Annotated in this window: 15 protein-coding genes; 3 read left to right on the top strand and 12 right to left on the bottom strand. The window is 72.2% G+C overall.

Translation table 11 applies throughout. The annotated features are described in order from the left end of the window. Positions 1–105 precede the first annotated feature (105 nt). Positions 106–2,205: a DUF1996 domain-containing protein gene (locus ABZ479_RS40480; RefSeq protein ID WP_500466256.1), complete on the bottom strand. Its 2,100-nt coding sequence runs from the start codon at positions 2,203–2,205 to the stop codon at positions 106–108. Between the two features lie 248 nt (positions 2,206–2,453). After that, entirely contained in the window at positions 2,454–3,014 is a 561-nt protein-coding gene (locus tag ABZ479_RS40475; RefSeq protein WP_500466255.1) for an AMIN-like domain-containing (lipo)protein, read from the bottom strand. Between the two features lie 167 nt (positions 3,015–3,181). Here ABZ479_RS40475 and ABZ479_RS40470 point away from each other — a divergent pair, with 167 nt between their 5' ends. Further along, entirely contained in the window at positions 3,182–3,487 is a 306-nt protein-coding gene (locus tag ABZ479_RS40470) for a hypothetical protein (RefSeq protein ID WP_500466254.1), read from the top strand. A gap of 38 nt (positions 3,488–3,525) precedes the next feature. On the opposite strand, the gene ABZ479_RS40465 is transcribed toward ABZ479_RS40470, so the two are convergent. From ABZ479_RS40465 to ABZ479_RS40430, 8 genes are all read right to left on the bottom strand, one after another. Then, entirely contained in the window at positions 3,526–4,302 is a 777-nt protein-coding gene (locus ABZ479_RS40465; RefSeq protein WP_500466253.1) for a hypothetical protein, read from the bottom strand. Beyond that, a complete protein-coding gene (locus tag ABZ479_RS40460; RefSeq protein WP_500466252.1) occupies positions 4,286–5,071 on the bottom strand; it encodes a hypothetical protein in 786 nt (261 codons plus the stop codon). Before ABZ479_RS40460 ends, ABZ479_RS40465 begins: the two co-directional genes overlap by 17 nt. Positions 5,072–5,187: 116 nt before the next feature. Then, positions 5,188–6,936, bottom strand: coding sequence for a glycoside hydrolase family 35 protein (locus tag ABZ479_RS40455; protein ID WP_500466251.1), 1,749 nt, complete (start codon positions 6,934–6,936; stop codon positions 5,188–5,190). A gap of 153 nt (positions 6,937–7,089) precedes the next feature. After that, positions 7,090–8,160 (bottom strand): LacI family DNA-binding transcriptional regulator, encoded by a 1,071-nt coding sequence (locus ABZ479_RS40450; protein ID WP_500466250.1) that lies wholly within the window; start codon positions 8,158–8,160, stop codon positions 7,090–7,092. Positions 8,161–8,296: 136 nt separating this feature from the next. Next, complete coding sequence (locus ABZ479_RS40445; RefSeq protein WP_500466249.1) at positions 8,297–9,640, bottom strand: ABC transporter substrate-binding protein; 1,344 nt, start codon at positions 9,638–9,640, stop codon at positions 8,297–8,299. Positions 9,641–9,753: 113 nt separating this feature from the next. Beyond that, positions 9,754–10,695 carry a carbohydrate ABC transporter permease gene (locus ABZ479_RS40440; RefSeq protein WP_500466248.1) on the bottom strand — a complete coding sequence of 314 codons (942 nt, stop codon included), beginning with the start codon at positions 10,693–10,695 and terminating at the stop codon, positions 9,754–9,756. A 2-nt stretch (positions 10,696–10,697) separates the two neighbouring features. Next, positions 10,698–11,618, bottom strand: a complete 921-nt coding sequence (locus tag ABZ479_RS40435) for a carbohydrate ABC transporter permease (protein WP_500466247.1) — start codon at positions 11,616–11,618, stop codon at positions 10,698–10,700. A 347-nt stretch (positions 11,619–11,965) separates the two neighbouring features. Further along, positions 11,966–14,413: an FtsX-like permease family protein gene (locus ABZ479_RS40430; RefSeq protein WP_500466246.1), complete on the bottom strand. Its 2,448-nt coding sequence runs from the start codon at positions 14,411–14,413 to the stop codon at positions 11,966–11,968. Positions 14,414–14,979: 566 nt separating this feature from the next. On the opposite strand from ABZ479_RS40430, the gene ABZ479_RS40425 reads away from it, so the two are divergent. Next, the gene (locus tag ABZ479_RS40425) at positions 14,980–15,720 is read left to right on the top strand and encodes a DUF4328 domain-containing protein (protein WP_500466244.1); all 741 of its coding nucleotides are present in this window, start codon (positions 14,980–14,982) and stop codon (positions 15,718–15,720) included. 331 nt (positions 15,721–16,051) lie between these two features. Then, positions 16,052–16,204 (top strand): hypothetical protein, encoded by a 153-nt coding sequence (locus tag ABZ479_RS40420; protein WP_500466243.1) that lies wholly within the window; start codon positions 16,052–16,054, stop codon positions 16,202–16,204. A 108-nt stretch (positions 16,205–16,312) separates the two neighbouring features. On the opposite strand, the gene ABZ479_RS40415 is transcribed toward ABZ479_RS40420, so the two are convergent. Then, on the bottom strand, positions 16,313–16,864 hold the full coding sequence (locus ABZ479_RS40415) for a hypothetical protein (RefSeq protein ID WP_500466242.1): 552 nt from the start codon (positions 16,862–16,864) through the stop codon (positions 16,313–16,315). Between the two features lie 632 nt (positions 16,865–17,496). Then, positions 17,497–18,309 (bottom strand): glucose-6-phosphate dehydrogenase assembly protein OpcA (opcA, locus tag ABZ479_RS40410; protein WP_500466241.1); only part of this gene is annotated, 813 nt, incomplete at its 5' end.

The raw sequence follows: 18,309 nt of genomic DNA, 5'->3' as shown, positions 1-18,309 counted from the left end.
CGTCGGGGAGTCGGTGGGCGAGGGGTGGCCCGACGGGGTGCCGATCGTGCCGCTCGAGGACGCGGTCGGGGTGGGCGTCTTCACTGCGGTTGCCCGGAACCCGGGCTAGAACGAACCGCTCTTCGCACGGCGGAGCAGGAGGAATCCTCCGATCGCCAGGACCGCTCCGAGGCCGGCCGGCCACAGGTTGGTCCCGGTGTCGGCCAGACCGCCGTTGATCGCCTGCTGGCCGACCTGGCCCGCGGGGCTCGGGGCGTACGCGCCGGGAGTGGGGATCTGCTGCGCGGGCGCCGTCTGCTGCTCCTGCGGGTCCTGCTGCTGCCCGCTGTGGTGCTCGTGGCCGGCGGCCGGCGGGGCGGCGGTGTCGTCCTCGTCCGCCGGAGGCGTGGAGTCGGCCTTGGGCGTCACCGTGACGGGGGCGTCGGGGGTGTCGCCGCCTCCGTTCTGGCCGTCGTCCTGGCCCTCGTCCGGGGTGTCCGCCGGAGGCTCGTCCGTGCCGGGGTCGTCGTTCCCGCCGTTGCCGGGCTCCTCCCCGCCGGGGTTGTCATTGCCTCCGTTGCCGGGGTTCTCGTTCCCGCCGTTGCCCGGGTTGTCGTTCCCGCCGTTGCCCGGGTTGTCGTTGCCGCCGTCGCCGGGGTTGTCGTTGCCGCCGTTGCCGGGCTCCTCCCCGCCGGGGTTGTCGTTCCCGCCGTCGCCGGGCTCCTCCGCACCGTCGTCGCCGGCACCGCAGGTGCGGCCCTGGTTGATGCAGTCGGCCACCTCCTGCATCAGGCCCTCGTCGAAGATGTTGATGAAGTCACCGTGGTCGGTCACCGGCTTGTGCAGGTTCTCCGGGAAGGAGTCCACCGCGAACAACGGCACCGTCTTGCCGCCGTCCTGGACGCTCGGCGCCTTGACGTCGTACACGATGCGCTGGACCAGCTGCGGGATGGCCTTGAAGCCCTGCGGGCAGTTGCCGCCCGCGTCGGCGAACGCCACGTGGGTGCGGTGGTTGGCGCTGTCGACGTTCTGGCCGTCCCAGCAGCTCTGGAAGCGGAAGGTGCGGACCACGTCGCTGCCGTCGGGGCAGAGCGGGTACTTCTCCTTCAGCTGCCGCTCCTCGTGACCCGTGCAGCTCCACGAGGCGTTGGCGTTGGCCGGCCCGTTGACGAACGCCTTGGCGTCACCGGTGATGATGCGCAGCAGGCGCGGCATCGGGGTGACCTTGCTGACGGGGTTGCCGACGAACGTGAGGGTGACCTCCTCGGGGGTCACGATCTTCCCGGCGTTGCCCTCGGTGCCGCCGCCGGGCGCCTGGGCGTCCCGTTCGACGGTGCCGTCCTGGACGCGCAGCACGGGCCAGTAGTACGACGACTTGTCGCCCTGGTCCTTGCAGCTCGTCTCGGCCTTCGCGAGGTCGTCGATGGTGGCCAGTCCGTTGTTGGACTGGTTGCCGACGTAGTCGTGGAAGTGGTGGGCGCCGTTGGTCACTCCGGGGGCGACGATGATGTTGTCGGAGTTGAACAGACCGTTGGCGTTGACACCGCACTCGGAGGAGAACGTGCCGGAAGAGGCGTCCGACGGCTGCGGGCCGCGCGGCGCGTTCGGGCTGATGCTCATGATGTCGGCGAAGTCCGCCACGACGGGGCCGTTGCCGCCCTGTCCGCCGCCGGCCTGACCGCCACCCTGATCGCCGCCCTGGTTGCCCTGGCCGTTCTGGCCGTTCTGGCCGTTCTGGGCTCCGTCACCCGTGGAGGGCTGCGGGCTGCCCTGCTGTGCCTCTTGACCCTCCTGGCCCTGCTGGCCCTCTTGACCCTGCTGGTCCTCCGGGGCCGCGGTGGAGCGGACCGCCGTGCACCCCGCGAGGCCCTCGATTCCCTGCGGGGGATCGCCCACACGGTCGATCGCCTGCAGGATGCGTGCGATCGTCGCCGCCCGCTTGTCCTTCAGCGGGCCCAGGATCGCGTTGTCCACAAAGCCGGGGTCCTGCTGCTGGGCTGCCGAGGTGTCCTTCAGTCTCTGGTAGGCCTCGGCCGTCTGCTGGTCCAGCAGGGCGAGTTCCTTGTCGACCTCCTCCTTCGCCTGCTCGGGGACGGCGGTCAGTCCCGTGCCGACGTCCGGGCAGTCGATCGTGAACGCCTGGCCCGCGGAGGCCGTCTGAGCCGAATCCCCCTCGGTCGCCGAGGCGAACACGTTCGCCGTGACTAGGACACCGCCTCCCAGCATCAGGGCGACGGCTACAAAGGTGCCGCTACGTGTACCGGTAGCACGTCTGCGCGAATTGCGTACCAAGGAAACCCTCCTGCGCGCCTGATGATTGGCGGCCTGAACACGACAAGCCGTCGATACATACGGACGCCTCCCCCGGAGTGTTCAACCGCCCCAGGAATTCACAGGAGTTACTGTTCGCGGCCGGGTCCGCCCAGGCCGGGCCCGGTGGTCCCACGCCACCGGGCCCGGCCGGCGCGAGCGCCTCACCAGGTGTGGGCCACGTCGACCACCAGGCGGTCGGGCAGCTGGAACACCCGGAACGGCAGCCGGGCCCTGACCCCCAGACCCACCTGTGTGTCGCCCTCGAAGCTCGACGCGAACCTCGCGTCCCGGAAGGTCCGGTAGCCCGTCAGGTCGACGCCCGGCAGCGTCCGTCCCGCCCGGCCCGGGTAGGTCGCGGCGCCGGTCTGCGGGTCGTACGAGGGGGCGGCCACCCGGATCTCGATGATCGCCCCGCCGGAGACCGGTATGACCCGGCCGGAACCGTCCTGGTGGACGGCGTCGACGTACTGCACGGTGTAGCCGATCGCGTCCGTGCCGGCGGTGGGCACGTCGAACACCATGCGGTCGTAGCACTCGTGGCGGCCGGCCCTGATGTCGGTCAGCGCCCCGAGGTCGGCGTCCGTCCCGGACTTCGGGAGGCTGCCCCAGCCCGTGGGACACACGACCGCGGGCGCCGCCGCTGCCGTGGGGGCCGCCGCGGCCACCCCCGCACCCGCCATCACCAGGGCGGCCAGTGCCACCCCGTATCGTTTCGCACGCATCGTTCCCCCTTGCATCGCGGCTCTTGTTCCCTTGCCATGTACGACATGCCGGTCAAGGGTTTGGTTGTGCGGGGGCGCCCCGGAACCGGCATTTCCTCCCGCCCCCGCCGCGGCGGGGGGCGGGAGATCCACCTGCCGGCGGCGGACGGTGGTGGCAGGATGCGCCCATGCCCTTCCTGCGCTGCCGGATCGCCCGGTGGGTCGACGACGAGCCGCAGCCCGGTCTGGTCGAGGTCCGTTTCACCGACGCCCACGGCCGGGGGTGGAGCTTCGTCGAGAAGTCCGCCGTCGTCTCGAGTGCCGACCTGTCGTCCGGCTCGGATTATCCGATCGAGACCGTCATTCTCTGCGACATCCTGAGCGGCAACGCCGCGGGCACCACGAACACCGTGAGGATCTCCCTCGCTCCCTGGGGGCTGGAATCCGTCGACGGGCAGACCGAGTTCGACGTGTGGCCCGGCCAGTTGTCGTGAACCCCGGCTGCGGCCGTCGACGCGACGCCGTCCGCGCGTCAGCCGTCGACGCGCGGGAACGCCGTGGTCAGCGCGTCCGTGACCGCGGTGAGGGTGGCGTCCGACGGGGCGCGCAGGCAGACGTCGACGCGCACGTCGAAGGGCTTGCCGTAGGCCGTCGAGCGTCCGTGGCCCCAGGCCGTCAGCTCCGTGTCGCCCAGGAGGATCCGGCAGCCCTTGCCCGCGGGTGAGGGTTCGCCCACGCGGAGGGGGGTCGCCAGACCGGCCTTTCCTGTCGCGGCGGGCTGGAACTCCATCAGCACACCGCCCTCCTCCAGCGCCTTCAACGGCCGGCATGTGAGCAGTGCGCCGTCCGCGCCGTCCGGGCAGGAGCCGTCCGGGGGGCGGCTGAGGGGCTGCGAGGAGACGAATCCGGTGGCCCAGCCGTCGTCGCCGACAGACAGGCTGTCCCAGCCCCGCGGCACGGTCAGGGTCAGTGCGGTGTCGTCCAGGAGGCGGACCGTCGTGAGGGACCGTGTGGCGGCGGGCGAGGGCGTAGCAGTGGGAGGGACGCTCCGGCGGTCCGGCGCGGCGGCCGGTGAGTGGGCGTCACCCGGTGGCCGCGGTCCCGGCAGGAGGAGGACGCAGGCCACGACGGCGGTCAGTGCCGTGACCGCGCCGGCGGCCGTCGCGCGGCGCCGCCTGCGCTGTCGCACGCGCCGTCTGATCTGCCGCATGCGGTCGCCAGGGGTGGCGGGCCGCGGAACCCCGTCGCGCAGGAGACGCCGCACGACCTCTTCCGTGTCGTGCCACTGCTCGTCAGGCGCGGCGCGCATGTTCCTCACTTCCCTCCACCCGCCGGGACGTCTGCGCGTCGGCCGGCGCCCCACGTACGTGCACCTCGGGATCCACCCCGGCAGGTCCTCTGCCGGACGAACCCCTCACCCCTCTTCCAACCGGCTGGCAGACGATTCGGTTGCCGCGGAACCGGGACAGCGCCCGGTCGGGGACGATGCGGGGGACGTGTCGTTCGTAGGGGGCGCCCGCCATCAGGAGGTACACGGCCGCCAGGAGCGCGATCGCGCAGACGACCGCCAGGACGACCAGCACGCAGCCGATCACTCCCGTCACACCGGCCACCGCCCACCAGCCGAACCGTTCCGCCCGACCGGCCCGCCGGACCGCGTCCTCGTACTCGGTGTCGTCGTACCACCCGCGATCAGCGTAGAGGTGGTCGTCCTCGTCTCCGTCGAAGGACCACTGCACCAGAACCCGGTGCATCACCTGGCGCAGTTCGTCGAGCGCGGCGGGGAAGTGCGCACGGACGTGGCCCGGTTCGTGGAGTTGCCCCTCTCCGGCGACGATGCGGCCGGCCAGTGCGAGCGCCCGCGCCTGCTCGCCGGGCCGGCGGCCGGTGGCGATGTCCGCCAGGACGGGCAGGGCGGCGAAGCTCGCCGGGTACACGCTCCCTTGGTGGTACAGCCGTTCCCACAGCTCGAACCAGGCGTCGTCCTCCAGTTCGGGATCGCCGACCTCGTCGAAGAGCGGCCCGAGTTGCTCTGCAGAGCCGTAGGCGTCGTCGAGGCGTGACCAGTCGACGGGCATGCCCGTCATGATCGCAGGCGGGGCCGGACCGGTACGCGCCCGGGCGGCACCGGCCCGCCGCCCGGGGTCCCAGAGGGCGGGCGGGCGGGTCGGTGCCTGCCGGGCTCAGGCGAGGGTCACTCCTCGGTCGGCCCGAGGTCGGGGGTGTCGCACAGGTCGGCCGTCGCGCGGGCGGTCGCGTGCAGTTCGAGGACGACCAGTTCGTTCGTGCCGTGCCGCAGGGCGGGGCCGGGGACGTAGAGGCGGCGCTGCGGGCCGCGGGACCAGAAGCGGCCGAGGGGGAAGCCGTTGACCCAGGCGTTGCCCTTGGTCCAGCCGGACAGGTCCAGGTAGGTGTCGGCGGGCTGCTCGACCTCGAACTCCCCGCGGTGGAAGGTGGGTCCCACGGGCTGCTGGCCGCCGGAGGTGAAGGTGAGGCGCGACAGGTCGTCCAGGGGCAGGGGCCTGCTGCTCCAGCCGGTCAGTTCGGTGCCGCCCGCGGTGACGGTGCCGGTAAGACCCTTGCGGTCGTGGATGCCCTGACCGTAGTTGACGCGGCCCTGGTTCTCGACCAGGACGGTCAGCGTCGCCCCGCCGTCGGGCACGGTGACGGCGAGGGCGGCCTCGTGCTGTTCGCGTTCGAGGACCCCCGCGGGCGCTCCGTCGAGGAAGACCTGCGCCCGGTCCGCGATCCCGGCGAAGTGCAGCAGGGTGGGGCCCGGTTCGCGCAGCGCGGTCTCGTACAGCACGAAGCCGAAGTCCTGGCCGAGTTCCTCCATGGTCAGCGGTCGCGGCCCGGTCACCGCCTCGCCGAGAAGGACCGCGGAGCCGAGCAGCGGGGCGTTCTGCGCGAGCGGGACGCCGAGGAGGTTGAGCTTCTTGGACGGCTCGGGCAGGGGCTCGTCGGGGACGGTGGTGTGCCGGGCGAGGACGTCGCGGAAGGCCAGGTACTTGGGGGTGATGTCGCCGGCCTCGTCCAGCGGCGCGTCGTAGTCGTAGGAGGTGATGGTGGGGCGGTAGGTGTGCTTGTCGTTGGCGCCGTTGGTGAAGCCGAAGTTGGTGCCGCCGTGGAACATGTACAGGTTGACGCTGGCGCCGGCCGACAGCAGTTCGTCGAGGTCGGCGGCGGCCGACGCGGCGTCGCGCACGACGTGGACGCCGCCCCAGCGGTCGAACCAGCCGTTCCAGAACTCGGTGCACATCAACGGCCCCTCGCCCTGGTACTCGCGCAGCGCGGCCAGGCCCTGCGCGGGGCGGCTGCCGAAGTTGACGGTGGCGAGGACGCCCGGGACGCTGCCGCGGGCGAGGTCGGCGGGTTGGTCGCAGGTGAACAGCGGGACGTCCACGCCGCCCTGCCGCAGCCGATCCTGAAGGTGCGTCAGGTAGACGGGGTCCTCGCCGTAGGCGCCGTACTCGTTCTCCACCTGCACCGCCAGGACTGGTCCTCCGTTGCCGGACAGGTAGGGGACGACCAGCGGCAGCAGCCGGTCCAGGTAGTCGTCGACCGCCTCCAGGTAGCGGGGATCGGCCGTGCGCAGCCGGATGCCGGGCGTGGCGAGCAGCCACGACGGCAGTCCGCCGCCCTCCCACTCGGCGCAGATGTAGGGGCCCGGGCGCAGCAGTACGTGCAGGCCCTCCTCCTGGGCGGTGCGCAGGAAGGCCGGCAGGTCCAGGATGTCGTCGTCGCGGAAGGTGTGCGGCCGGGGCTGGTGGAGGTTCCACGGCACGTAGGTGTCGATGGTGTTGAGTCCGAGCAGGCGTGCCTTGCGCAGCCGGTCGCGCCACTGGGCGGGGTGGACGCGGAAGTAGTGCAGGCCACCGGAGATGATGCGGAACGGCTCGCCGTCGAGGCGGAATTCGTTCCCTTCGATCCGCAGTTCGGGCATGGGCCGTGCTCCTCCAGTGGAGTCGAGTATCTGGTGCGTGCGGTGCGGTCGCGGGGTGTCCGCCGGTGTGCGGCGGGCATCCCGCGACGGGATGTTTGCGTTGCCATCGCGGGGGTGGGCGGTGGCCGGCGGGACAGGGGACGGAAGGGGCGGTCAGCGGCCCCGAGGCGGAGGGGCGGTGCTGCCGCGCACGACCAGACGGGTGGGCACCAGCGTGGTGCCCCGCTCCGCCTCGTCGTTGCGGATCTGCCGGAGCACGCCGTCGACGCAGCGCCGGCCGACCTCGGCGAAGTCCTGGTGGATCGTGGTCAGCGGCGGCATGTACGAGGCGGCCTCGGGGATGTCGTCGAAGCCCACGACGCTGACGTCCTCCGGCACCCGCCGGCCGTGCTCGCTCAGCGCGCGCAGCAGCCCGAGCGCCATCTGGTCGTTGGCGACGAACACCGCCGTGCAGCCGGGGTCCCCGGCGATGCGCAGCCCCGCCTCGTAGCCGGACTCCGCTGACCAGTCCCCGCGCAGCAGCGGCGGCACCTCGCGCCCCGCCGCCTCCAGCGCCGCCCGCCAGGCACCCACCCGGCGCTCGGCGGCGAACGACTCCTTCGGGCCGGCGATGTGCCGCACCGTGCCGTGGCCCAGGCCCAGCAGGTGCTCCACGGCCGCCCGGGCGCCGCTGGCCTGGTCGGTGTCGACCACGCAGTAACGGTCACCGGCGTCGGAGTCCACCACGACCACGGGCGCGGTCGGCGGCAGGGCCACCGTCATCGCGTCCAGCAGATGGACCTCCATGATCATGACGACGCCGTCCACGGCCAGCTCCCCGAGCCGGGTGAACGCGCCCTGGACCCCGTCCTGCGTGGGCGCGGTGACCGGCAGCAGCGTCGTGGCGTAGCCCTCGTGCGCCGCCGAGGACGCCACCGCCTCCAGGGTGCGCATGTTGCCGGTGCTGGAGAGGCTGAACAGGATGACGCCTATGGTGCGGAACTCGCCCCGCTTGAGGGCGCGCGCCGCGCTGTTGGGCCGGTAGCCCAGCTCCTTCATCGCGGCCAGCACCTGCCGGCGGGTCTCCTCCAGCACCCCGGGGAAGCCGTTGGAGACCCGGGAGACGGTCTGCGCCGAGACGCCCGCCAGCTTGGCCACGTCGGCCATCGACGCACCGTGCCGCCGCCGCTGCGCGCCCGCCGCCGAGCTCTGTCCGGTCCCGTCCACGTGCGTCGTACACCTCATACGTTTCACAGCCGTTGGTGGTCAGAAGTCTAGGGGGCGGGACCTCGCGGACCGGTGGTCCGCGGGCCCCGATGGCCGGCGCCGGCGCCCCCTTCCGGGAGCGCCGCGGGCGCCGGCCGCCGCCCGTGACGGGGCGTCAGCCGCCGACGCTGAAGCCCTGGTCCTTGCCGTACTTCACCGAGGCCTCCTGCCAGGTGCCCAGCGCGTCGGACAGCGGCGTCGAGGACACGTACGCCTTGCCGACGGTGTCGTTGAAGACCGAGTTGGCGTACACCTGGTACGGCAGGTACGACCAGCCCTTGACGACGTTCCCGGCCGACTTCGAGAAGATCTCGTTGGCCTTCTGGCCGCCGAAGTAGGGGAACTCGGTGTCCAGGAACGCCTGGGAGTTGAGGTCCGCGGTCGTGGCCGGGAAGGCACCGCCCTTGATGCGGGCCTGCACACCGGCGTCCTTGTTCGCGTACTTCACGAAGGCGTAGGCCAGCGGCTTGTCCTTGGCGGCCTCCATCACCGCCAGCGAGCTGCCGCCGTTCTCGGCGCTGGCGGTCTGCCCCGCCTGCCACTGCGGCAGCGGCGCGGCACGCCAGTCACCGGACGCCGAGGGCACGCCGGAGACGAAGTTCGCGGGCATCCAGGCACCCGTCGACAGCGTGGCGATGGTGCCGTCGGCCAGGCCCTTGTACCACTGGTCGCTCCAGGACGCGATCGGCGCGAGGAGCTTCTCGGAGATCAGCTTCTGCCAGACCCCGGTGAACTCCTTGGTCCCCGCGTCGCCGAAGTCGACGTTCACCTTGGTGCCGTCCACCGTGTACGGGTGGCCGCCCGCCTGCCAGATCAGGCTCGTCACGAACCCGGCGTCACCGGTGTCGTTGGCGATGTACGCCTTCGGGTCCGCCTTGTGCAGGGCGCGGGCCGCCGTCAGGTACTCGTCCCAGGTCGTGGGCACGGCGATCTTGTACTTGTCGAGGACCTTCTTGTTGTAGAACATCGCCATCGGCCCCGAGTCCATCGGCAGCGCGTACACCCCGCCGCCCACGGCCACGGAGTTCCACGGGCCGGGCGAGTACGCCTTCGACAGGTCCTTGGCACCGTACGGGCTCAGGTCCGTGACGGACTTGCCGAGCGCGAACTGGCTCAGGGCGTAGTACTCGATCTGCGCCACGTCCGGCGCCCCGGAGCCGGCCTGCACCGCGTTCTGCAGCGCCGTGTACTGGTCGTTGCCCGTACCCGCGTTGACCAGCTTCACCTTGACCTTGGGGTACTTCGCCTGGAAGTCGGTGACCACCTGCTTCAGCGTCGGCTCCCACGCCCACACCGTCAGCGAGCCGCCCTTCTTCAGGGCCGCCTCCACGCTGCCCGCGTCCGCGGCCTTGGCGCCCGACCCCGAGTCGTCGGAGGAACCGCACGCGGTCAGGGACAGCGCCGCCGCGCAGAGCACCGCGATCGCCTGCGCCGAACGGCGCAGTGGCTTGTTCGTCATCGCATCTCACTTCGTTGTGGTGGTGGTCTGCGGCACCGCCCGTCGCCACGGCACGCACGTGCCGGGCGCAGGGCCGCAGGGTGAGGGGGGGTACGGCGCCGCGGCGCCGGTGGTCATTCCTTGACGCTGCCGGCGGCGAGCCCCGACTGCCAGAAGCGCTGCAGGAGGAGGAAGGCCGCGACCAGCGGCACGATGGTCAGCAGCGAGCCGGTGACCACCAGGTTGAACACCGGTTGCCCGCCCGCGGTGGCGGCCTGGGCGTTCCAGGCGTTGAGGCCCAGGGTGAGGGGGTACCAGTCCGGGTCCTTGATCATGATCAGCGGCAGGAAGTAGTTGTTCCACGTCGCGACCACGGTGAAGAGCAGCACGGTGACGATGCCGGGTCCCAGCAGCGGCAGGCTGACCCTGAAGAAGGTGCGGATCTCCCCCGAGCCGTCGACCCGGGCGGCCTCCAGCAGTTCGTCGGGGATCGCCTCGGAGGCGAAGACCCACATCAGGTAGAGGCCGAACGGCGAGATCAGCGAGGGCACGATCACCGCCCACGGGGTGTTGGTCAGGCCCATCTTGCTGAACATCAGGAACGTCGGAACGGCCAGTGCGGCACCCGGCACGGCGACCGCCCCGATCACCACCGCGAAGACCGCGCGCTTGCCGGGGAAGTCGAACTTCGCCAGGCCGTAGCCGCCCAGGACCGCGAGGAAGGTCGCCCCGCCCGCGCCCACCGCCACGTACAGCAGGGTGTTCAGCAGCCAGCGCACGAAGATGTGGTCGTCGTAGGTGAGGGTCTGCGAGATGTTGTCCCACAGGGCGAAGTCACCGCTGAACCACAGCCCGAAGGAGTCCAGCAGGCTCTTCTGCGTCTTGGTCGCGCTGATCAGCAGCCAGGCCAGCGGGACCAGGGTGTAGACGGCGACGAGCGCGGTCAGGACGGTGAGCAGGACGCTGCGCCGGGGCCGGTCCGAGGAGTGCCGCCGGCCCGGGCGTCCCGACGCCACGGTGGCGCGGCGCTCGCGCGGCGGGACCGGGACGCCGGCCGGGGTGGTCGCCTGAGTCATCGTCAGGCCTCCTTGCGCATGCCGCGCAGCTGCACGACGTAGGCGATGATCATCGTGACGACCCCCATGACGATCGCGACCGTCGCCGCGTAGTTGTGCTGCTGCCCGGAGAAGGACAGCGAGTAGGTGTAGAGGTTCGGCGTGAAGTACGTCGTGATGGCGTTGGGCGCCAGCGGCTTGAGGATGCTGGGCTCGTTGAACAGCTGGAAGCTGCCGATGACCGAGAAGATCGTCGCGATGACCAGCGCCCCGCGGATCGCCGGGATCTTGATGGAGGTGACGATCCGCCACTGGCTCGCGCCGTCGATCTCGGCCGCCTCGTACAGCGAGCGCGGGACGACGTGCAGCGCCGAGTAGAAGATCAGCATGTTGTAGCCGACGAACTCCCAGGTCACGATGTTGCCGATGCTCGCGAGCACCAGGCCGGGTGACAGCGGGTTCGGGATCGCGACGCCGAGGGCGTCGTTGATGTCGGCGACCAGCCCGAAGCGGTCCCCGTACATGAAGCCCCACATCAGCGTCGCCACGACGGCCGGGACGGCGTACGGCAGGAAGATCGTGATCCGGAAGAACTTCCGGCCGTGCAGCCGGCCGCTGTCCAGCGCCAGGGCGACCAGCAGCGCGATGCCCAGCATGACCGGCACCTGCACGGCCAGGAACAGCGCGACCCGCCCGAGGCCGGACCAGAACTGGCCGTCCTGGAAGGCCTGGACGTAGTTGTCCAGGCCCACGAAGGAGGTCCCGCCGATGAGGCGGTCGCGGAACAGGCTCAGGTAGATCGAGTAGCCGATCGGCGCCAGGAAGACCAGCGCGAAGACGATCATGAACGGCGCCACGAAGCCCCAGCCCAGCCAGCGCCGGCCCCGGCGTCCTCGGGGAGGAGCGGCCCGGCCGGTGCCCGGTGGCGGCGGTATGGCAGCCATGTTCCCATCCTTCACATCGTCGTGCGGGGACCCGCCGCATCGGGCGGGTCCGGGATGGTTGCGCAAACATCGCCGACCGCAGTCGGCGCACGTTTACGCAAACATTTGATGGACGCGATGGTGACACCGGCCATCAGGAGACGTCAAGGGCCCTCACGCGGTTCCTCCACGGCACCCGCCCACCGGGCCGTCCCCGCACGTCACCACCCATCGCACCGGCCGCGGCCACCCGCAGTACCCGCACCGCGCGGCCCGCACGGCGACCCGAAGGGCGACTCGCAACCGCCGGCCCGCACCGCCGGCCCGCACCGCCGGCCCACGGCGACGCGGACCGGCGGCACACGCGGTCACTCCGTACGCAGACCGTCCGCCCGCATCAACCGCCACAACGCCGGAAGACTCAGCACCGTCACCACCAGCACCGCCGCCGCACCGATCCCGGCGTACGGCAGGAACACCCACCAGTCCCGCACCGGCTTCGCCACGACGCCCAGCATCGCCCTGCCCAGCACCAGCCCGCCCGCGATCGCCACGACCGTACCCGCCAGCACCGGCACCGCCGTCTGCCACAACACCGACCACGCCAGCGTCCTGCGCCGCGTACCGAACGCCACCAGCACCGACAGCAGACGCCGCCGCTCCCTCAACTGCTCGACCAGCGCCACCAGCATCCCCGCCGCGATCAGCACCACCGTCAGCGTGCCCCCGACCCGCAGACCGGTCTGCACGCTCGAATACTGCCGGTCACGCTGCACGTTCACCGCCCCGGACACCCGCAACGTCGGCTCCACCCGCGCCGCGGCGTTGCGCAGCCGCTCCGCCGCGTCCGGGACACCGCGGTCGACCGCGACCGCCGCGGACGTCGACGCCTGCCGCAGCCGCTGCCCGGCCAGCGCCCCGGAAGTGGCCAGGATGCCGTCGTGGACCTCACCCACCGGATCGCGCACCGCCACCACCGCACGGGCCGACACCGGCAACGTCCACAGCTCGTCCCCCGAGCCGCCGTCGGAGATGCCGCCGAGATCCATCCGGGCACCCGGCACGGCGACCTCGTCGGTCAGCCGGTTCTGCTCCCGCACCCGCCCGGACCTCCCCGGCTGGTGCGCCACGAACACGTCACCGTCACGGCACGAGGGCAACGAGGCCAGCGACCGCAACGTCGCACAACTCCCCACCGTGAGCGTGGTGACCGACCCCGGCCCCCCGCCCGCGTCCACGCGGCTCACATAGGCCTCGACGGTCGCGACCACCCGCCGCACGCCCTCGACCCGCCGGAACCGCTCCGCCATCCGCTCCGCCAGCGCCGGAGAACCCGCACTGCCCGAACCGGTCGCGACATGGAAGTCCGCACGCACGACCGCGGCACCCGCACCCTCGACCCGCGCACCCCCGGCAGCCGCGGACGAGGCACCCGCCGCCGTCGGAGCCGACGACGGCGCGAAGTCCTCCTGCATCCCGCCGAACACCATCTGCAACGCGATCGCCCCGGCCACCGCCACGGTGATGCCGCTCACCGCCCGCGACGCCGTACCACTGCCCAACTGCAGCCGCCGCACGGCGAGTTGCCACGCAACCGGCCCCCCGCGCAGCCGCCGCACCGCGGCCTCCACCAGCCACGGCAACACCCCCGTCAGCCCCACCAGGACCAGCACCGCACCCAGCGCGACCGGATACACACCCCCCGAACCGAGCTCCTCCTCCGCCGACCCCGCCCACGTCAGCACACCGACGCCGACCACGGGAGCCACCAGCCGCCACCACAACCGGCGCGGACGCAACGCGGCATGCCGCACCACCCCCAACGGCTCGATCACCACCGACCGCAACGCCGACTGCGTGACCAGCACCGCACCCACCAGGATCGCCACCACGATCAGACCCGCGAGCGCCGGGTCCGGGGCGACGTCCGACGGGAAGGCACTCACACCCCACAACCGCACCGACCCCGCCAGCCTCCGCGCCCCGAGGAACAACCCGGTACCGACGAGCAACCCGAGCACCGCACCGAACAGCGCCTCGCCCGCCGCGATACGACGCGTCATGGCCACGTCCGCACCGACCAGCCGCAGCGCCGCCAGCCTCCGGTCCCTGCGGTCACCGCCGAAACGAACGGCCGTGCCGACGAAGACACCCACCGGCACCAGCAGGACCACACAGATCAGGACGACCAGGACCATCAACCGCGGGTCGAACCGCCCCGGACCCGGGTCATGACCGTAACCGGCGGACCTGATCGCACCCCCGCTGCGGGACAACGTGCCGCTGCCGGCGTAGAAGCGCAGCTCACCCGGTTCGAGCAGCCCCGGGTCCGCGATGGTCCCGACGATCCGGTAGTCGAGCCGCTCCTTGAGCAGGGCACCGGACGCCGAGCCCAGCAGCCCGCGCAGGGCGGGCGAGACCACCATCTCCCCCGGCCCGGGGATCCGCGCCACACCCGGTGGCGGCGGAGCACCGGGACCGTCCGGGCGCAGCAACTGCCCATCCACGGCCTCACCGCGGAACTCGGTGCCGGCGTCGTACCAGAGGAACGTCGTGTCCCCCCGCCCCACCGACACCTCGCTCTCCACGTTCGGCGTCTCCCGCGCGTGGCCGCGCCCTTCGCGGGCGTCGAGGACGTTCGGCACGGCGGCGGCGAGGAACAGCAGGGCCACACCGAGGCCGACACCGACCGCGGTCAGGGCCGTGCGGATCCACCCCTCGCGCCCTCCGGCGCCCGCCAGCCGCATGCCCAGCGCCAGGTCCGCGAGCGCCGGACGGATCCGCCCCGGCGCACCGCCGGCACGTGGGCGGCTCATGCGGCGCCCCCCTGGGCGGAGGTGCCGTCGTGCGTCACCGTACGGCGGCGGGCACGGGACGCGACCTGGGGCGGTGCGAGCGGAATCGGGAGCGGGTCGAAGAACATGCAGTGAATATACACCGTGTCTATACACTCGATGTCTACCCACAAGGTGTGATCACATCACGCCCGCGATTCCGGCTCAACACCTCCGTTTTCGCCGCGGAATTGACGAGGGAGCGGGCGGACGCGAGGAGGCTGCCCCGGGACATCACACGCACAGTGGCAGTGTCGGCATGGGCGGGGTGGAGCGGCCACCGGTCCGGGAGCGGAGCCACCGGTGCGGGGCAGTCTCGACCCTCGCATTACTCGTACCGCGCACGATCGACGCCACCTCACGGCACCCCCTCTTCCCCCGGCGGAAACGTGCAGGTGGGAGAGGCGTTCACGCGCTCGGACAGCGTGACCGGGCCGAGGACGGCGAGCGCGCGTCAATGATGTGGACTGGCCAAGATCTTCTGCCGTAATGTCCTTCTGCCCGCCGCTCGGCGCGCACGTCTCATGTTGTGTCCCTGGGGGGATTCCATGTCGTTCAGCCCTGTCGGGCCGCCGCCCGGCGCCCCGTACCCCGTACCCGCCGGACCGCCGGCGACCATCGCCGTGCTGCGTTCGCCGCTGGGCCTCGCGACCGCGGTGGTGGTGCTCCTGTCGCTGGCCATCGCGGCCGACGTGGTCGACATCGCCGCGGAGGCCGGCCGCTACGCCCTCATGGGCACGGCCGTCGCGGACGAACTCGCCACCGTCGACCAGTCCGCCCTGAGCCGCTCGGACATCTGGGTCGGCGTCGCGGCCGCGCTGCAGTTCCTCACGTTCGCGGCGACGGCCGTCCTCTTCGTCATCTGGTTCCACCGGGTGCGCTCCAACGGTGAGGTGTTCGCCCCCAACGGCTTCGAGAAGGCCCGCGGCTGGGCGATCGGCGGCTGGTTCATCCCGATCGCCTTCTTCTGGATCCCCTTCGGGATCGCTCGGGACACCTGGGTCGCGAGCTCCCAGACGACGCAGGACGGCCGCCTGCGACCGGCCGACTCGGGTCCGGTCTCGTACTGGTGGGCGGCCTGGGTGGCCGGCCAACTCCTGGACCTGCTGGCGGCGCTCGTCACCAACGAGAACTCCGGGTACTCCGACGACCTCCGCGACGCCGCGGGCATGACCATCGCCGTGGACGGCGTGGACATCCTGGCCGCGATCCTCGCCATCCTGTTCGTCCGCAAGCTCACGGCCATGCAGCACCGCAAGGCGACGGAAGGCCCGTTCGCGCTGTCCTGAACGGCCAGCCGGTGACCATCCGCTGATGTGGGTGGCAGCCCCTGCGCTCCCCGGTCGTGAACCTCGACGACCTTGCGTGGCAGGCGACTTCCCCTGGTGGGATCTCCGCTCGACCGGTGAAACTCTTGCCGGAGCGGGGACACCCGCCCTGTGATCCAGGCGGCGGCAGGGCGAGGTGAGTGGTTCTGCGCCGCGGCGCCGGTCCGTGGCCTCTGCGCGGCCGGCGGCCTGCCGGAGCCGTTCGTCACGGCAGGCCGCCGGCCGGGCGAGGGCCGAGGGGTCTGCCCGATTGGGGTCGCACACAGGATGCGCCGGAAAGGAGTCCGAGGCCGTGCCGCAGGAGTTCATCGACTCTGCCGCGTACCCGGACCCGCTTCCGTGGCCCCCGATCGAGCTGCTCGCCTGCGAGCGTCGGCTCGACGAGGCCGTCGAGGTGGGACGGCCCGGCTTCGACGGCCACGACGTCCGCCTTCTCAAAGAGTGATCCGGCTCCTGTTCGAGGCCGGGCGTTCCGGAACTTCTCGATCGGGTGGACCATCGGTGGCTGCCGGAAACGGGCTCTCGCCGGGGTCCGTGCCGTGCCACTGGGCGATCACGAGGACGTGACGTCCGGCTCGGCGGCCGCAGTCGAGGGGGGCGCGCCGACACGCGGGGCACCTGGCCGGGCCGAGGTGAAGACCGGTGGTTGACCGGTGCCGGTCGGCTGCTGCTCCTGGTCGAGGCGGCGCTCCCCGACCTGCCAGAGCAGGACGCCCCGCCGTCGTTCCCAGCGGGCCGCACGCTCCGCTCGCATCAGCGGCTCCATCGCGAAGCCGATGGCGGCCAGGGCGATCGCCGGCACGAAGAGCGCGCAGGCCGTGCAGACGACGCTGGAGGCGGCGAACAGCGCGCCGTAGCGCCTCCAGAGGTTTCGCCTGGCCCGCGCGAGGCCCGGCGCGGACAGGGCGGAGGCGGGATCCGAGATCGGGACGGCCGCTTCGAAGAGGGGGACGTCGCCCAGCGCCTTGAGCCTCGACGTCGCAACCAACCCGGTCAGCACGTTCCATGCGAAGGAGGCGGCGACTACCTGGCACGCGAACATCGGCAAGCCGCCCTTCACGGCGACGGACACCCCGAGGGCGGTCGTCGCGCTGAGCAACACCACCCCCGCGAACATCGCTTGCTTGTGGACAAATCTGATCACTGTCTGTTTTCCCCTCGCCCCTCATCGAACGTGCGCAGTTCCGGAACCGCGGGCTGAACGGCTACACCGAGACATGATGGATCGCGGGTACGGATCGCCACCACCCCGGCACCGCGGCGTCGGCGGGGAGTGGGCGGGGAGTCGGGCCTGCGCGGAGGCGTGTCAGCGCGCGGTCAGCGCCGTGTCAGCGGGGGCGGGCAGCCTGCGGGCATGGACACCGTGACCGCGGACCGATCCGCTCCCGCCTCCCCCGCCCTTCGCCCCCGTGCCGCGGACCCCGCGCGTTCCGCGCCGGCCGCGTTCGTGCGCTTCGTCGTGTGCGGTGGCGGGGTGGGGCTGGCGTCCTCCGCGGTGCTCATGGCGCTGTCGGGGCGGGCGCCGTTCGCCCTGGCGAACGCGCTCGTGACGGTGGCGTCGACGGTGCTGGCCACCGAGTTGCACGCGCGCTTCACCTTCGGCCGCGGCCGTGCCGGGTGGCGGGCACACCTGGAGTCGGCGCTGACGGTCGTGGTCTGCTACCTGTTCACCACGGCCGCCGTGCTGCTCCTGCAGGCGGTGTGCGCCGCCCCCGGCGTACTGCTGCGGCAGACGGTCTACTTGGCGGCCTCCGCGCTGGCCGGACTGGGCCGCTTCTTGGTGCTCCGCGCGGTGGTCTTCGCCCGGCGGGGCGGCTCCGCCACCTCGGTGTGGCGCAGGGACGCGGCGTACATCTCGTCGGGGTCGAGCCGGCGCAGTTCCTCCGCGATGAGCTCGGCGGTGGCCCGGACCTTCAACGCGAGGTGCCGGCTGGGCTGCCCCGGGATGGTGAGGGTGGCCAGCGGGCCCTCGGGGCGGTCGATGGTGATGTCACCGTCCGCGGTGCGCAGCCGTACCGCGGTGACGACCGGACCGTCGGTGACGACGCGGTCGACGGGCACGCGCAGCCGGTTGCCGAGCCAGCGGGCGAGGAGTTCGGCGCTGGGATTGTCCGCCTCGCTCTCGACGGCGGCCGAGGTGACCGTGGCCCGGGCCTGGTCGAGCGCCGCGGCGAGCATGGACCGCCAGGGCGTGAGCCGGGTCCAGGAGAGGTCGGTGTCGCCGGGGGTGTAGCCGGCGGCGCGGGCCTCCAGCTCCTCCAGGGGCCGCTCGACGGCGTACGCGTCGGTGATCCGGCGCTGCGCCAGGGCGCCGAGGGGGTCGGCGGCGGGGTCGGCGGGCGCGTCCTCGGGCCACCACACGACGACGGGGGCGTCGGGCAGCAGCAGCGGGAGCACGACGCTGTGGGCGTGGTCGGCGAGTTCGCCGTGCAGGCGGAGCAGGACGATCTCGCCGGTGCCGGACTCGCCGCCCACGCGTACCTCGGCGTCGAGGCGCGCGTTGCGCCGGTCGCGGGGGGAGCGTCCGGGCCGCTTGATGACGACCAGGAT

The sequence above is a fragment of the Streptomyces sp. NPDC005722 genome, assembly GCF_040630935.1.
GTDB lineage: Bacteria > Actinomycetota > Actinomycetes > Streptomycetales > Streptomycetaceae > Actinacidiphila.
The sequence above is the reverse complement of the archived record's forward strand: the minus strand, read 5'-3'. Positions and strand labels throughout refer to the sequence as shown.

Coding starts and splice junctions, on each gene's coding strand:
- ABZ479_RS40480 (WP_500466256.1), bottom strand. CDS start 2,205: ATGCTGGGAGGCGGTGTCCTAGTCACGGCGAACGTGTTCGCCTCGGCG.
- ABZ479_RS40475 (WP_500466255.1), bottom strand. CDS start 3,014: ATGCGTGCGAAACGATACGGGGTGGCACTGGCCGCCCTGGTGATGGCG.
- ABZ479_RS40470 (WP_500466254.1), top strand. CDS start 3,182: ATGCCCTTCCTGCGCTGCCGGATCGCCCGGTGGGTCGACGACGAGCCG.
- ABZ479_RS40465 (WP_500466253.1), bottom strand. CDS start 4,302: ATGCGCGCCGCGCCTGACGAGCAGTGGCACGACACGGAAGAGGTCGTG.
- ABZ479_RS40460 (WP_500466252.1), bottom strand. CDS start 5,071: ATGCCCGTCGACTGGTCACGCCTCGACGACGCCTACGGCTCTGCAGAG.
- ABZ479_RS40455 (WP_500466251.1), bottom strand. CDS start 6,936: ATGCCCGAACTGCGGATCGAAGGGAACGAATTCCGCCTCGACGGCGAG.
- ABZ479_RS40450 (WP_500466250.1), bottom strand. CDS start 8,160: ATGAGGTGTACGACGCACGTGGACGGGACCGGACAGAGCTCGGCGGCG.
- ABZ479_RS40445 (WP_500466249.1), bottom strand. CDS start 9,640: ATGACGAACAAGCCACTGCGCCGTTCGGCGCAGGCGATCGCGGTGCTC.
- ABZ479_RS40440 (WP_500466248.1), bottom strand. CDS start 10,695: ATGACTCAGGCGACCACCCCGGCCGGCGTCCCGGTCCCGCCGCGCGAG.
- ABZ479_RS40435 (WP_500466247.1), bottom strand. CDS start 11,618: ATGGCTGCCATACCGCCGCCACCGGGCACCGGCCGGGCCGCTCCTCCC.
- ABZ479_RS40430 (WP_500466246.1), bottom strand. CDS start 14,413: ATGAGCCGCCCACGTGCCGGCGGTGCGCCGGGGCGGATCCGTCCGGCG.
- ABZ479_RS40425 (WP_500466244.1), top strand. CDS start 14,980: ATGTCGTTCAGCCCTGTCGGGCCGCCGCCCGGCGCCCCGTACCCCGTA.